The organism is Pseudomonas trivialis (assembly GCF_036864995.1).
Lineage (GTDB): Bacteria > Pseudomonadota > Gammaproteobacteria > Pseudomonadales > Pseudomonadaceae > Aquipseudomonas > Aquipseudomonas trivialis.
Map to the genome: position 1 here is coordinate 2,133,850 of NZ_CP142151.1, position 14,482 is coordinate 2,148,331.

At 64.2% G+C, this 14,482-nt stretch carries 12 protein-coding genes; 4 read left to right on the forward strand and 8 right to left on the reverse strand.

Annotation, left to right across the window (positions count from 1 at the left end):
- Positions 1-47 precede the first annotated feature (47 nt).
- A complete protein-coding gene (locus VRB54_RS09600; RefSeq protein WP_338481079.1) occupies positions 48-3,077 on the forward strand; it encodes a D-2-hydroxyglutarate dehydrogenase YdiJ in 3,030 nt (1,009 codons plus the stop codon).
- Here the strand turns inward: VRB54_RS09600 and VRB54_RS09605 are convergent.
- The 8 genes from VRB54_RS09605 to VRB54_RS09640 form a co-directional block, all read right to left on the reverse strand.
- Positions 3,067-3,936: an isocitrate lyase/PEP mutase family protein gene (locus VRB54_RS09605; RefSeq protein WP_209981131.1), complete on the reverse strand. Its 870-nt coding sequence runs from the start codon at positions 3,934-3,936 to the stop codon at positions 3,067-3,069. The two genes, VRB54_RS09600 and VRB54_RS09605, sit on opposite strands and share 11 nt — an antisense overlap.
- Positions 3,937-4,064: 128 nt before the next feature.
- Positions 4,065-4,376 carry a hypothetical protein gene (locus VRB54_RS09610; protein WP_338480563.1) on the reverse strand — a complete coding sequence of 104 codons (312 nt, stop codon included), beginning with the start codon at positions 4,374-4,376 and terminating at the stop codon, positions 4,065-4,067.
- Between the two features lie 33 nt (positions 4,377-4,409).
- A complete protein-coding gene (locus VRB54_RS09615) occupies positions 4,410-4,601 on the reverse strand; it encodes a hypothetical protein (RefSeq protein WP_338480565.1) in 192 nt (63 codons plus the stop codon).
- Between the two features lie 16 nt (positions 4,602-4,617).
- Complete coding sequence (locus tag VRB54_RS09620) at positions 4,618-5,679, reverse strand: ATP-binding protein (protein WP_338480566.1); 1,062 nt, start codon at positions 5,677-5,679, stop codon at positions 4,618-4,620.
- Positions 5,676-6,404, reverse strand: coding sequence for a response regulator (locus VRB54_RS09625; protein ID WP_338480567.1), 729 nt, complete (start codon positions 6,402-6,404; stop codon positions 5,676-5,678). Before VRB54_RS09625 ends, VRB54_RS09620 begins: the two co-directional genes overlap by 4 nt.
- Positions 6,405-6,825: 421 nt before the next feature.
- Entirely contained in the window at positions 6,826-8,163 is a 1,338-nt protein-coding gene (locus VRB54_RS09630; protein ID WP_338480568.1) for a cytochrome c, read from the reverse strand.
- Positions 8,164-8,178: 15 nt separating this feature from the next.
- Complete coding sequence (locus tag VRB54_RS09635) at positions 8,179-10,416, reverse strand: xanthine dehydrogenase family protein molybdopterin-binding subunit (protein WP_338480570.1); 2,238 nt, start codon at positions 10,414-10,416, stop codon at positions 8,179-8,181.
- Positions 10,416-10,871: a (2Fe-2S)-binding protein gene (locus VRB54_RS09640; RefSeq protein ID WP_209981143.1), complete on the reverse strand. Its 456-nt coding sequence runs from the start codon at positions 10,869-10,871 to the stop codon at positions 10,416-10,418. Before VRB54_RS09640 ends, VRB54_RS09635 begins: the two co-directional genes overlap by 1 nt.
- A gap of 278 nt (positions 10,872-11,149) precedes the next feature.
- Here VRB54_RS09640 and VRB54_RS09645 point away from each other — a divergent pair, with 278 nt between their 5' ends.
- The 3 genes from VRB54_RS09645 to VRB54_RS09655 all read left to right on the forward strand — a co-directional run bounded on the left by VRB54_RS09645 (position 11,150) and on the right by VRB54_RS09655 (position 14,481).
- Entirely contained in the window at positions 11,150-11,896 is a 747-nt protein-coding gene (locus VRB54_RS09645; RefSeq protein ID WP_338480571.1) for a hypothetical protein, read from the forward strand.
- A gap of 127 nt (positions 11,897-12,023) precedes the next feature.
- The gene (locus VRB54_RS09650; protein ID WP_338480572.1) at positions 12,024-12,296 is read left to right on the forward strand and encodes a hypothetical protein; all 273 of its coding nucleotides are present in this window, start codon (positions 12,024-12,026) and stop codon (positions 12,294-12,296) included.
- Positions 12,297-12,369: 73 nt separating this feature from the next.
- A complete protein-coding gene (locus VRB54_RS09655; RefSeq protein WP_338480573.1) occupies positions 12,370-14,481 on the forward strand; it encodes a TonB-dependent receptor family protein in 2,112 nt (703 codons plus the stop codon).
- Position 14,482: the final 1 nt, after the last annotated feature.

Genomic DNA, 14,482 nt, shown 5'->3' on the forward strand with positions numbered 1-14,482 from the left:
CCAGGCGACAAGTATTTCGACTTTCCGTGACCAGAGACCTGCCCGCGATGATCGCCCCGCTGCCTACCGCTGCACCTGCGCCACAGTACCCGGAGTTTCTGCAGGCCTTGCACGCCAGCGGTTTTCGCGGCCAGCTCAGTGCCGACTACGCCACCCGCACCGTGTTGGCCACCGATAACTCGATCTATCAGCGCCTGCCCCAAGCGGCCGTATTTCCCCTGGACGCCGACGATATTGCGCGCATCGCCACCCTGATGGCCGAACCGCGCTTTCGCCAGATCAAACTGACCCCGCGCGGCGGTGGCACCGGCACCAACGGCCAGTCGTTGACCGATGGCATCGTGGTCGACCTGTCGCGCCACATGAACGCGATTCTTGAGATCAACGTGGCCGAGCGCTGGGTGCGGGTGCAGGCAGGCGTGGTCAAGGACCAGCTCAATGCCGCGCTCAAGCCCCACGGGCTGTTCTTCGCCCCGGAGCTGTCCACCTCCAACCGCGCCACCGTGGGCGGCATGATCAACACCGACGCCAGCGGCCAGGGCAGTTGCACCTACGGCAAGACCCGCGACCATGTCCTTGAACTGCACAGCGTATTGCTCGGCGGCGAGCACCTGCATAGCCGGCCGCTGTCCGACGGCGAACTTGACGCGGCGTGCGCGCAGGGCGGGCGTATCGGTGAGGTGTACCGTACCGCGCGGCAGATCCACGACACCCAGGCCGAACTGATCGCCTCGGTGTTCCCCACGCTCAATCGCTGTCTCACCGGTTACGACCTGGCGCACCTGCGTGACGAGCAGGGGCGTTTCAACCTCAACAGCGTGCTGTGCGGCGCCGAAGGCTCACTCGGCTACGTGGTCGAAGCCCGGCTCAATGTGCTGCCGATTCCGCGCTATTCGGTGCTGGTCAATGTGCGCTACGCCAGCTTCATGGACGCGCTGCGCGACGCCAATGCCTTGCTTGCGCACGCGCCGCTGTCCATCGAAACCGTGGATTCCAGGGTGCTGCAGCTGGCAATGAAGGACATTGTCTGGCACAGCGTCGCCGAGTATTTCCCCACCGAGGCCGTGCGCCCGACGCTGGGCATCAACCTGGTGGAATTCAGCGGCGACGATGTGGCGCAGGTCAACGCGCGGGTGGCGTCCTTTGTCGCGCACTTGCAGAGCGACGCCACCCTCGAGCGGCTGGGCCACACCCTGGCCGAAGGCGCCGAAGCGGTGACCCGCGTCTACGCCATGCGCAAACGTTCGGTGGGGCTGCTGGGTAACGTCGACGGTGAGATTCGCCCGCAGCCCTTTGTCGAAGACACTGCCGTGCCGCCGGAGCGTCTGGCCGATTACATCACCGAGTTTCGCGCCTTGCTCGACAGCTATGGCCTGGCCTACGGCATGTTCGGCCATGTCGACGCCGGCGTGCTGCACGTACGCCCGGCGCTGGACATGAAAGACCCGGCCCAGGCTGCCCTGGTCAAACCGATCTCCGACGCCGTGGCTGCCCTGACCCAGCGTTACGGCGGGCTGCTGTGGGGCGAGCACGGCAAAGGTTTGCGCTCCGAATACGTGCCCGCATTTTTCGGCGAGCTGTACCCGGCGTTGCAAGCGCTCAAGGGCGCCTTTGACCCGCACAACCAGCTCAACCCCGGCAAGATCTGCACGCCGCCAGATGCCCCCCAGGGGTTGCTCAAGGTTGACGAAGTGACGCTGCGCGGCGACCTCGACCGGCACATCGACGAGCGCGTGTGGCAGAGCTTCGGCACCGCCATGCATTGCAACGGCAACGGCGCCTGCTACAACTACGACCCCGATGACGCCATGTGCCCCTCGTGGAAAGCCACCCGCGAACGCCAGCATTCGCCCAAGGGCAGGGCGTCGCTGATCCGCGAGTGGTTGCGCCTGCAGGGCGCAGCCAATATCGACGTACTGGCCGTGGCCCGTGGCCGGCTGGCCTGGTTGGGCGGGTTACCGGCGCGGCTGCGCAACAACCTGGCGCGCTCGCGCGGTAAGGCGGACTTTTCCCATGAGGTGTATGACGCCATGGCGGGCTGCCTGGCGTGTAAATCCTGCGCGGGCCAGTGCCCGATCAAGGTCAATGTGCCGGAGTTCCGCTCGCGGTTCCTGGAGCTGTATCACGGTCGCTATCAACGTCCGTTGCGCGATTACCTGATCGGCTCGCTGGAGTTCAGCATTCCCTACCTGGCTTACGCACCGGGCCTGTACAACGCGGTCATGGGCGCCGGCTGGATGAGTCGCCTGCTGGCGCGCCATGTCGGCATGCTCGACAGCCCGCTGATCCACCGCCACGACCTGCAGGCCACGCTCAACGCGTGCAAGGTCAAGGTTGCCAGCGTGCCGACCCTGCGCGAGCTGACGCCCGCGCAACGCGAGCGCAGCGTAGTGCTGGTGCAGGATGCGTTTACCCGTTACTTCGAAACACCGTTGCTGGCGCACTTTATCCAGTTGGCCCATCAGTTGGGCTATCGGGTGTTTCTGGCGCCCTACAGCGCCAATGGCAAACCCTTGCATGTGCAGGGCTTCCTCGGTGCCTTCGCCAAAGCGGCGATTCGCAATGCCACGCAACTCAAGGCGCTGGCCGACTGTGGCGTGCCGCTGGTGGGGCTGGATCCGGCGATGACGCTGGTGTATCGCCAGGAGTACCGCAAGGTGCCGGGGATTGGCGAGTGCCCGACGGTGCTGTTGCCTCAAGAGTGGCTGGTCGACGCGCTGCCGGAGCGCGCGCCCCACAGCTCGCAGACCTTTCGCCTGCTGGCGCACTGCACCGAAAAGACCAACGCCCCGGCAAGTACCGCGCAGTGGCAGGCCGTGTTTGCCCGATTGGGGCTCACGCTGGTCAGCGAGGCGAGTGGCTGCTGCGGGATGTCCGGCACTTACGGCCATGAGGCCCGCAATCAGCACACGTCGAAGACCATTTTCGAGCAGTCATGGGCGGGCAAGCTGGACCAGCCCGGTGAGGCGCTGGCCACCGGGTATTCCTGCCGCAGTCAGGTCAAGCGTCAAGCCGGCAAGCACCTGCGCCACCCGTTGCAAGTGGTGCTGGAGCATGCCGTGAGCCTTACTCTTTGACGTCCATGAACTCTTCGGCCCACGCCATGTAGCTGGCCGGCAACGTGTAGGTGTGCGTGAGTTCGGTGGCGCTGAGGTTGGAGGTGCGGTGGGTCAGTTGGCGCTGCGCGCGCAGGCTGTCGTAGGTGGCCTTGATTGCCGCAAAGTAGGCGCCATGGCCGGCCACCACCACGCGCACACCGAGGCTGGCCAGGCGCGCTGCGTCGTTGAGCTTGGGGTTGGCGTAGGTCACCAGCATCAGCGGCACGCTGAGGTTCTCGGCAATCTGCTCCAGGTGCTCGAAGTCCTTGACGCCGACCATGCAGATGCCGTCGGCACCGGCCTTTTCGTAGGCCCTGGTGCGCTTGATCACGTCCTCGGTGGGCAGCACGCCGGCATTGGTGCGCGCAATGATCGACAGCGCGGGATCGACCCGAGCCTCGAGAGCTGCCCTGACCTTGCCGATGCCTTCGTCGATGGAAATCAGGTCGGTGGATTTGCGCCCGAATTGCGCGGGCAGCAGGGTGTCTTCGATGGTCAGCGCGGCCACGCCGGCGCGTTCGAGTTCCTCGACGGTGCGCATCACGTTGAGGGCATTGCCGTAACCGTGATCGGCATCGGCGATAAAGGGCAGTTGGGCGACGCGGCCGATGCGCGTGGCCTGTTCGACGAACTCGCTGAGGGTGATCAGCGCGAAATCGGGCGCTGCCAGCACCTGCAACGAGGCGACCGAGCCGCCCAGGATGCCGACCTCAAACCCCAGGTCGGCCGCAATGCGTGCGGACATCGGGTCGAACACAGAAGCTGTTTCGACGCACTGGGGGGCGGCAAGCAACTCACGAAAATTGCAGCGAAGCGCTGAGTGGGAAATTTTTGGCATGATCTTTCCTGGTTCTGGCCATCGTCTAATGCACGATCAATGCCTGTTTATAAACCAGCGAGCCTACCACGCAGATGAAATCAGCGTTATGACGTTTAAGAATGGGCCATGCGCCAGGCACATAACCCTCAAGGGCAGGCATAACGCTGCCGGGCGGTCCTGAGCAGGTCGCGCAGTTTATCGGCCTGCAAGGACAGCGTCATTTGCCGCTCATCGATCACGATTTCGGCGACGATCAACGCAAGGATCAACGGCGCGGTCACCATCCAGTGCGCGTAGAACTCGGTGATCAACGAGAAGAACACTCCCAGAATCCACAGCCCCAGGACCCATTTTGGTGCGCGCTGCTGCAAGGGCACCCACAGCCGCTGCCACTTTTTCAACCGGGTGGTGTGCAGTCTCAGTGAGTCTTCAAGCTTGGACAGATACGTGTTCGACATAAGAGTAGGCCACTGCGTACAGGACGAAGGTTGTTAAACGGTCCGGGCTTTGCCGGGCAACGGTCTGCCCAGCCAGCTCAGGTTGATCTCATTGACGGCGACCCAGTCCCCGTTTGCGGGCTGGGCGGTACAGCGTTTGAATGCGATACACACGCCATGGTTATCCAGTAAAGCGAAGTCCCGGTAGTCGGGGGTGGAGCTGAACAGCCAGGCAAAGACGCGCATCGCGGTATCCGATTGATCAAACGGGCCAGCTGAATTCGAACAGAGTGCCGCCGTTTTCCATGCGTCGGCAGCTCACCGCACCGCCATGGGCGAGGGCAATCGCGCGCACCACCGCCAAGCCCAGGCCGCTGCCGCCCTGGGCCCGGGAGCGCGAGTTTTCGCCGCGCTGGAACGCTTCGAACAGGTGCGCGGCAAATTCGGCGTCGATGCCGGGGCCGTCATCGCGCACCCGCAGATAATGGATCGCATCGCGCGTGCTCAAGTGGATGTTGACGTTACCCGGCGTGGCGTGGCGGCGGATATTGTCCAGCAGGGCGAGCAAGGCCTGGCGGATCCGCCCGGGATCGCAGCGCATCAAACGGCGTTGCAGGTCCAGGTGCAGCACGAACCCGGCGGCCGTGAGGCTCGGTTCGAACAGCCGCACATCGTCCTCGATCCCGGCAGCGAGGTCGGCATTCTGCAGGTGCAGTTCCAGATAGCCGCTGTCGGCCAGCCCGACCACCCGCAGGTCTTCGATCAACCGCGTCAGCCCTTCGACCTGGCCCAGCAGGCTGTAGAACTGTGCGTTGTCCGGTTCGAAAACGCCTTCGGCCAGGCCTTGCAGGCGTCCGCGCAGAATTGTCAGGGGCGTGCGCAGTTCGTGGGCAATCGCCGCGTTCCAGAACGCCTGCTCCTGGGCCATGCGTTTAAGGCGCTGAGCCATGCTGTTGAAGTCATCCACCAGAATCGCCGCCTCGCCGATGGGGTGTTCACCCGCCACGGCTTGGGCTTCCAGGTCACCGTCGGCCAGTTTGCGCAGGCTCTCGGCGACCGAGTTCAAGGGCATCAGAATCCGGCGCGATAACTTCAACGCCACCACCGCGCCCACGGCCAGGCTGACCAGCGTGATCAGCCCCATCCAGGCCCACTCGATATTGGACGGCATCCACGTGTCCACGTCTTCTTCGGACAGCGGCCAATAGGCCCACAACAGCGAATAGAACACGTAGGAGCCGACCACGGCGAGGGCGATGACGCACAGCACCACGGCTGACATCGACACAATGATCTGGCGGCTCAAGCCGTTGAGGATTTTCACGTCACACTCCCAAACCGGTAACCCACACCCCGGATACTTTCGGGCACGCCTTGCAGGCCGAGGTCTTCGATCTTGCGGCGCAGCTTGCTGATGTGGCTGTCCACCGTGCGTTCCAGGCTGTCGCTTTCCGGCGAGCACAGCGCCAGCAGCTCGGCGCGGCTGAACACGCGCTTGGGCGCTTTGGCCAGTTGCGCGAGCAACTTGAATTCGGTGGCGGTGAGCAGCAGCGTTAATGCCTCGCCCGCCCTGCGCACCGTGACTTCGTGGCTTTCGATATCGATCTCGAACGCATCCACGCGCAGCACGCTGCTGGCCGACACGTATTGATAGTCGGTGGTGCGACGCAGCACCGCCTGGGTGCGCGCCACCACTTCGGCCGGATTGAACGGTTTGACGATGTAGTCGTCGGCGCCGATGCGCAGGCCCATCAGCTTGTCCAGGTCCTGGTCCTGCGCGGTCAGCATGATCACCGGTGTATTGCCGCGATGGCGTACTTCGGCGAGCACCTTCCAGCCGTCCACGTGGGGCATCAGCACATCGAGCAGCAGCAGGTCCGGCTTGAGCGTCTGATGCAGCTCCAGCGCGCGTCGGCCGTCGAGCGCGTGGGCGGTGCGAAACCCGGCGCGCTTGAGGTAGGCGATGAGGATGTCGGCGATTTCGGGTTCGTCTTCGGCGATCAGTACCAGCGCCTGGGTTTCCCGGAGGGTATTGGGCAGGTCATTCATGTTGGGCTCGGTGTGGTTGCCGTGGGGGCAGGGGGATTGTGCGTAATTACCATGCGCTTTTGTGGGAGGGTTTGTGGAGAAATGATGGAGAGGGGGATATTGGCAAAAATGTTGGGGATTTGGGGGCTTTTGATGGGGGGATATCCGTTGCTGCGGGGACGGCTGCTATGGGTTCCGCCCTTACGGCGGCCCACGGATTCAAGCCTGCGTTCGGCCAGCGTGGTTGACGGGGCACCCACGATCAAAAGCAGTGTGATATCCATCAGACCAATGGAGATCAAAATGTGGGAGGGGGCTTGCTCCCGATGGCAGTGTGTCAGCTACACATAAGCTGACCCACCCTCATCGGGAGCAAGCCCCCTCCCACATTTTGTACAGCGCTCGGCAGACCATCCCTGTCGGCTCTCAGGCTGCCCCGCTCTTACCGCATATGCAAAATGATCGGGCTACTGCTGGCCGGGTCGGTGTGGCCGCGCAGTTTGTTGACGTCCTTGGCGTCTACTGCGCCGCCCGTGTTGCCCCAGGTGCTGCGCATGTAGGTGAGCACCTGGGCGATCTCCTGGTCGGAAAGTTGCTCGCGGAACGCCGGCATGCGGTAGGCATCGGGTACGCCAGCGGCGACGATGCGTTGGGAGCCGTTGAGGGTGATGTTGATGGCCGAGGCGGCTTCCTTGGCCAGCGCCGAGGTGGCGCCGGCCAGGGGTGGCATCCAGTCAGGCTGGCCCTTGCCGTCCGGGCCGTGGCAGGAGGCGCAGCGTGTCGCGTACAGATGGGCGCCGGGGCGTGCGTCGGTCGCGGCGGCCTGATACTGCCAGGGCGCGCCGTCGCGCTGCGGATCGCCGGGCAGTGACTTGAGGTAGCGGGCGATGGCGGCCAGGTCGTCGTCGGTCATGAACTGCGTGGAGTTGTTGAAGGCCTCGGTCATCGAGCCATACACCACCGCGTGCTGGTTGCGCCCGGTCTTGAGGAATTGCACGATCTGCGGCTCGCTCCAGCGGCCCAGGCCGGTGTTGTGGTCCTGGCGCAGGCTCGGCGCGTACCAGCCATCGAGCAGCGCGCCGGCGAGGAACGGCGGGCCGGTCTCATCCAGGGCTTTCTCGTTGAAGGCCAAACCGCGCGGCGTGTGGCAACTGCCGCAATGGCCCGGGCCCTGGACGATATAGGCGCCACGGTTCCACAGCGCATCCTGATCGGTTTTGGCGGCGTAGGTGGCCGTGGGGGCGAACACGCCGTTCCACAGGGCGATGGGCCAGCGCATATTCAGCGGCCAGGGAATGGCGCCGGGAATATTGGGCTCACTGGCCGGTTGCACGCCTTTCATGAAGAACGCATACAGCGCGCGCACGTCATCGTCGCTGAGCTTCACATAAGACGGGTAGGGCATGGCCGGGTAGAGTCGGCGGCCGCCCGGCGCCACGCCTTGGCGTACCGCGCGGTCGAAGTCGGCCAGGCTGTAGGCGCCGATGCCGACGTCTCGATCCGGGGTGATATTGGTGGCGTGGATCGCCCCCAGCGGCGTGGCCATTTCCAGGCCGCCGGCAAAGGGCGCCTTGCCGGCGAGGCTGTGGCAGGCCACGCAGTCGCCGAGGCGCGCGACATACTCGCCACGGCTGACCAGCGCGGGGTCGAAGGTCGTGGCCTGTTCCTGCTCGAACGGCGAGGCAGGCTCACGGGTGACATACCAGGCCAGCAGGCCGGCTGCGATCAGGCAGGGCAGGGCAAGCCAGCCTGCGGTTCGGGCGAATCGTCGGGTGTTCATGGGCGTTCCCTGTCCTTAGCTGAAGGTGTATCGGCTCAATGGCAAGCTGCGGATGCGCTGGCCGGTCAACTGCGCCACCGCGTTAGCCACGGCAGGCGCCACTGCGGGCAGCGGAGGTTCGCCGATACCGCCCATTTTTTCGCCACTCTCGACGATCTTTACGTGCACCTGCGCCATGCGCGAGGGTGGCAGGATCGGGTACAGGTCGTAGTTGCGTGCTCGTGGCTTGCCGTCCACGTACACCGCTTCCTCGATCAGGGTTTGCGACAGACCCAACGCTACGGCGCCGGCCACTTGCGCCTGCACGATGGCGGGGTTGACGATGCTGCCGGGGTCGATCGCCTCCCAGATGTGATGCACCTTGACCTGGCTATGCTCGATCGACACTTCGGCGACCACCGCCGCATGGGAGCCGAACGGCGACGCCATCGCCACGCCACGGGCACGGCGGCTGCCGTCTTCGGCGGTGTAGGGGCCCCGCTTCCAGCCGCCGGACAACTCGGCTGCAGCCTTGAGCAAGGTAGTCAGTCGCGGGTTGTCGCGCAGCAGGTGCAGGCGCAACTCATAGGGGTCGTGACCGCCCTTGTCCGCCAGTTCATCGAGGAACGCTTCATAGAAAAAATCGTTGAGCGAATTGCCCACCGAACGCCAGTACCCGAGCATGGCCGGGCCTTTGACGTAGATCTGCGCGATGCGTTTGTTGGGGATTGCGTAGCTTTTGCCCGACAACCCTTCAAGGGCCGCAGGGTCGATCTTGTCGCCCTGTTTGCCGGCGAGGGCTTCGGTCGGGCCTTCGGTGGCACTGACCGCCTCAATGGCGACCGGCAGGCCTTTGTCATCCAGTGCAGCGCGGAACTTGACCACCGCCAGCGGGCGCAACACGTCACGCAGGAACTCTTCCTCGCGGCTCCAGATCAGTTTGATCGGGCGACCCACGGCCTTGACCAGCGCGATGGCCTGCGGGTAGGGATTGGCCGACTCATAGAGGAAGTGCCGACCGAAAAACCCGCCCAGCAGCGGCGAGTGCAGGGTGATGTTCGCAGGATCAAGGCCGGTGCGCTTGGCGATGTCAGCGCGGAACATGTCCGGTGCCTGGTTGGGCAGCCACACCTCGAGTGAGCCATCGGGGTTGAAGCGCGCCAGCGCCGACGGCGGTTCCAGTTGGGCATGGTTGAGGTATTGGTTGTGGTAAGTGGCCTCGACCCGGGTTTTGGCGTTTTTCAGCGCGCCGGCCACGTCGCCTTCGTTCTCGTCGTCGCGGGTCGGACCTTGCTGGGCGGCGAGAAATTCGCGGTGCTTGTCGGTGGAAAAGTCGGCGGGCATTGCGCGCAGCTTCGAATCGGCGGCCGCTTCCAGCCAATCCACCTGGATCGCTTCGACGGCGCGTTTGGCGTGCCACCAGCGTTCGGCCACCACCGCCACGGCGCCGGGCAGGGTGTGCACCGAATGCACGCCTTTCATCGCTTCGACCTGCGCCTGATTGCGCAGGCTGCCGACGGTCATGCCCAGGCGGGGCGCATGCTGCACGGCGGCGTGGAGCATGTCGTCGACCTTCAGGTCGATGGTATACAGCGCTTTGCCGGTGGATTTGTCGTAGGCGTCCAGGCGTTTGACCGGTTTGCCGATCCAGCGGAACTGGCTCGGGTCGCGCAGGGTGATGCTGGCCGGGTCGGGCACCGGCATGTCCAGGGCGCGCCCGGCCAATTCGCCGTAGCCCAGCGAACGGCCGGACGCTGCGTGCACCACGCGGCCGGGCTGGGTGGTGAGTTCGGCGAGCGGCACGCCGAGCTGTTCGGCGCCGGCCTGCAGCAGCATGGCGCGCGCAAGGGCGCCCAGGCGGCGCATGGTCGGGTAGCTCATGCGCACCGACATGCTGCCGCCGGTGATGCGCATGCCGTTTTCCATCACCACGTAGGCTTCGCCCGGTGGAGCGGCCTCGACCACGAAGGTGGCGGGATCGGCGTCCAGCTCTTCGCCGACGATCTGCGCCATGGCGGTGTGGGTGCCCTGGCCGCCTTCCATGAAGGGGCTGAGCAGACGCACGCTGCCGTCCGGGCGAATTTCCAGAAACGCCGGCACCTGGGTGCCGCGCTCTGCGGCGTTGGCGGTGGCAGCCTGCACCCGGGCCGAGCCCATCGGCAGGCCGAAGCCGATCACCAGCGCGCCCACGGCGGTACTGGCCAGAAAGCGTCGGCGCGACAGGTTGACCGGATCACCCAGGGGCAATTCAGGCAGTGGCAGATGCGTATTCATCAGGCACGCTCCTGCTTGGCCAGGTCATCCATGGCGGTGTGGATCGCGTTGTACGTGCCGCAGCGGCACAGGTTGACCATGGCCGCGTCGATCTGTGCTGTGGTGGGCGCGGGGGTGTGCTTGAGCAGCGCAGTGGCGGCCATCACCTGCCCGGACTGGCAATAACCACATTGCGCCACTTGATGTTCGACCCAGGCGGCGACCACACGCTTGCCCACATCATCGGCTTCGATGGCCTCGATGGTGGTGATCTCGCGGCCCGCCACGGCGGCCACCGGTGTGACGCAGGCGCGTACCACGTTGCCGTCCACCAGCACCGAGCAGGCGCCGCACTGGGCCAGGCCGCAGCCGTACTTGGTGCCGGTCATGCCCAGGTCATCGCGGATCACCCACAATAGGGGCGTGTCGGCGTCGGCCTCGACTTGATAGGCTTTTTGGTTGATGCGTAATTCCATGGCGGGTTCACCTGCTGATCATCGGTCGGTGTAGCTGAGTTCTTATAAGAGGTGCGACGCAGGTCGCCCATGATTGCACTCTAGACCACGGGGCCAGGGCTATCTATCCAATCGGCGGCAAGTCCGCAGGATCAGGCAAGTATTCAACAGGAATGCGCTAGTGCAGGGTTGTAGTCCTTTGCTGATCTGCCGGGCAGGGCTGCACTTTTTTTCATTCTTCTGATCTATCCCTGTCATGAACGCGCGCATTCAGCGCGCAGGCAGCAGGACCCGACCGGATGCGGATGAGCCACCTTTCAACCTGTTTAACCAGACGCTGGCCGCTGTTGCTCGCGGCGATGCTGACGCTCTGTGCCACGGCGTGCAGCCAGCAGCAGGGCCGCGACATGGCCCGGCAGTTCAGCGAAGGCAAGCCTGATGAGTTCTTCCAGACCAGCGTGGACCGCATGGCCACCCTGGGCATGCGCGATAACCTGCAAAGCCTGTATCTGTTGATGAACAAGCTCTACCTGCGCAACCCCAGCCAGTGGCGTCAGTCGGGCTACCCGGATGCGGTGACCGCCGCGCGGACAATCCGCCAGGCCATCGAAAACCGCCAACCGTTGCCGGCACTTGGCGAGCGCCGTGACCTGGCAGCCTTGAGTTACTCGCTGAGCCCGGAGTTTCGCGGCGACCGCGTCGGCGCATTCATCTACGCCATCGGCAGCATGCTGGTCACCGCCCACGGCGGGCGTACCCAGTTTTACGTGACCGATTCGATCAACCCGCAGTTCGTCAGCAACGCCGCGCGCAATATCGAAAAGGCCACCTGGTTGCTCGGCCAGCGCCAGGACGCCAATGGCGTGCTGCTGCTGTTTTCCAACGAGATCTCGGAGGAGGGCAGCAACCTCAGTTTTGCCGTGGAATTCGGCAAGATCGTCGCGCGCCTTGACCTGCTTACCCAGATCCTCGACGAGCGCTACCGCCGCATCGGTCTCAACTATGCGCAAAGCCTGTTGCTGATGAATTTTCTGCCGGTGCAGTGACACCTATGACCGGGGAGTGCGGCGTTTCGCTTTCCCATGTAGGACACGGCCTATCTTGCAATGGGCCGCTTGAAACGTCCCTCCACCGGCAATAGCCTCGGACTTTTCCTAAATATCGAGGCCTACCTTGGGTAAGAAAAAAATGGTTTGGCTCACGGATCGCGACATTCGTTTGCGCTTTATCCTGTTTGCGGTGATCGACACCGCGAGCGTCCAGGGCGTCGCGGCGGAGCTTTTGCTGCCAGCGCAGAAACTGCTGCAGGACTCGCCGACCGAAGCACAGTTGTGCAACACCCTGGACGCAATTCTGGCCACGGATGAAATGTATGGTTTCAGGTTCCCTCCGGGGTCGGAGGCCGATGATTTCATGCAAACGCTGGAGGCTGTTGCGGCAAGGTAAGGATTCGTTTGCAAGGAGTGACCCGGCGAAGCCGCCAGGCTTCTTATGCTTCCGAATGCCAAGGACCTGCCCCATGCTGTTGCGCCAATCCCCGCTTCTGTTTGCCGCCCTGACCCTCAGCCCGACGGTGCACGCCGAAACACTGCAACTGGCACCGGTCGAAGTCAGCACGGCGCCCGCCAGTGCCGGTGAAATAGCCCAGGCGCAGCTCAAGAGCGTGCCTGGCGCCACCAACTACATCGACATGGACAGCGTGCAACAGGGGCGGGTCAGCACCAATGAGGATGTGTTCAAGTACCAGGCCGGGGTGTATGCCAAGGCTGCAAATAATGAAGGGGTGAAGCTGTCCATCCGTGGCTCGGGCCTGAACCGCAGCCCTGGGTCCCATGCGTCCGGCCTGTTCGAGATGCTCGACGGTTTGCCGCTCACCGGGCCCGGCGGCACGCCCTATGAACTCAAGGACCCACTGTGGCACAGTCGCGTTGAGGTGCTGCGCGGCGCCAACGGCTTTGATCGCGGTGCGCTGGCGCTGGGTGGGGCGGTCAACTACGTCACCCGTACCGGCTACGACGCGCCCACTTTGCAACTGCGCTATGAGGCGGGCAGTCGTGGTTATGCCCAGCGTGAAATCAGTTCCGGCCAAGTGCTGGGCGACGCCGATTACTACATCAGCCTCACCGACTCCGCGTCCGACGGCTATCAGCGGCAGAGCGCGGGCACCGGCAAGGGCGTTGCCGCCAACTTCGGCTATCAACTCAACCCGGACCTGGAAACCCGCTTCTATTTCCGTTATCGCGAAACCGCCAACGACACCCCCGGCAAGCTCACGCGCTACCAGGTCAGCCATGCCCCGCGCGCCGCCAATAGCCTCAACGCCGCCCGCGATTCCAAACGCCTGCAACCGGGGTCCACCTGGATCGCCAACAAGACCACCCTGCAATTGGATGACCGCTCGAAGGTCGAGGTCGGCCTGGCCTATCACGATTACCCCATGGACCTGCGCGAAGGCACCAACCGCCTGAAAGTCGCCTACACCGACATCAGCGGCACCCTGAACTACATCCGTCAGGACAGCCTGTTCGGCCATGACAGCAAAACCACCCTCGGCCTGCGCACCACCCAGGCGATGCCCAACAATGGCGCGTCGGAATATGTACGCACGCCGGCCGCAAATACCGCCAGCTATGCGCCAGGCACCAAAACGCGTGATTATTCCTACCTCGGGTCCGACACCGTGCTGCATATCGGCAATGACCTGGAACTGCTGCCGGACCTGTGGCTGACCACCGGCCTGGCAGCCATTTATACGCGCCGCGAGACCCAGGTCACCTACCCGCAAGGTCAGGCGCCGCTCAGTCAGCATGACTGGGACTACGCACCGCGCGTTGGCCTGCGTTATGACTTCAATCCGCAATTGCAGGTGTACGGCAACCTCAGTCGTTCGGTCGAGCCCCCGCATGCGTGGTCGATGATCTGGGGTTCGAACAAATACTTCACCGGCGGCCCGGCCAAGGGGCTGGCGCGCGAAGGCGTGAGCCTGAAAAACCAGACCGCCACCACCCTGGAAGTCGGCGGACGGGGTGAAGCGTGGCTTGGCGCCTGGGACCTGGCGCTGTACCGCTCCGAAGTGCGCCACGAACTGCTGGCCGTGGAAACCCAGGCTCAGACCGCCACCAGCAACGCCGTGATTGCTGAGGCCAACGCCAGCCCCACCGTGCATCAGGGCGTGGAACTGAGCCTGCTCAGCCCGCTGTGGGACGGCGGCCGCGAGGGCCGGCTCGATCTGCGCCAGGCCTACACCTTCAGCGACTTCCACTACCGTGACGATGACCGCTTTGGTAGCAACACGCTGCCGGGCATCCCCAGACACTACTATCAGGCGCAAGTTCGCTACAGTCACCCGAGCGGCTTCTACACCAGCCTCAACACCGAGCACTCTTCGCGGGTAGCGGTGGACTATGCCAACTCCTATTACGCTGCGGCATACACGCTACTGGGTGCAACGTTTGGCTACGATGCGCCGAAGCAGGACTGGCAGGCATGGGTCGACCTGCGCAATCTCACCAACCGCCGCTATGCCAATACGGTCACGCCGGGGTATGACGACAAGGGGCTGGACGTCGCGCGCTCGACCCCGGCGGATGGGCGGGGGATCTATACCGGGGTGTCCTGGAGCTGGCGTTGAG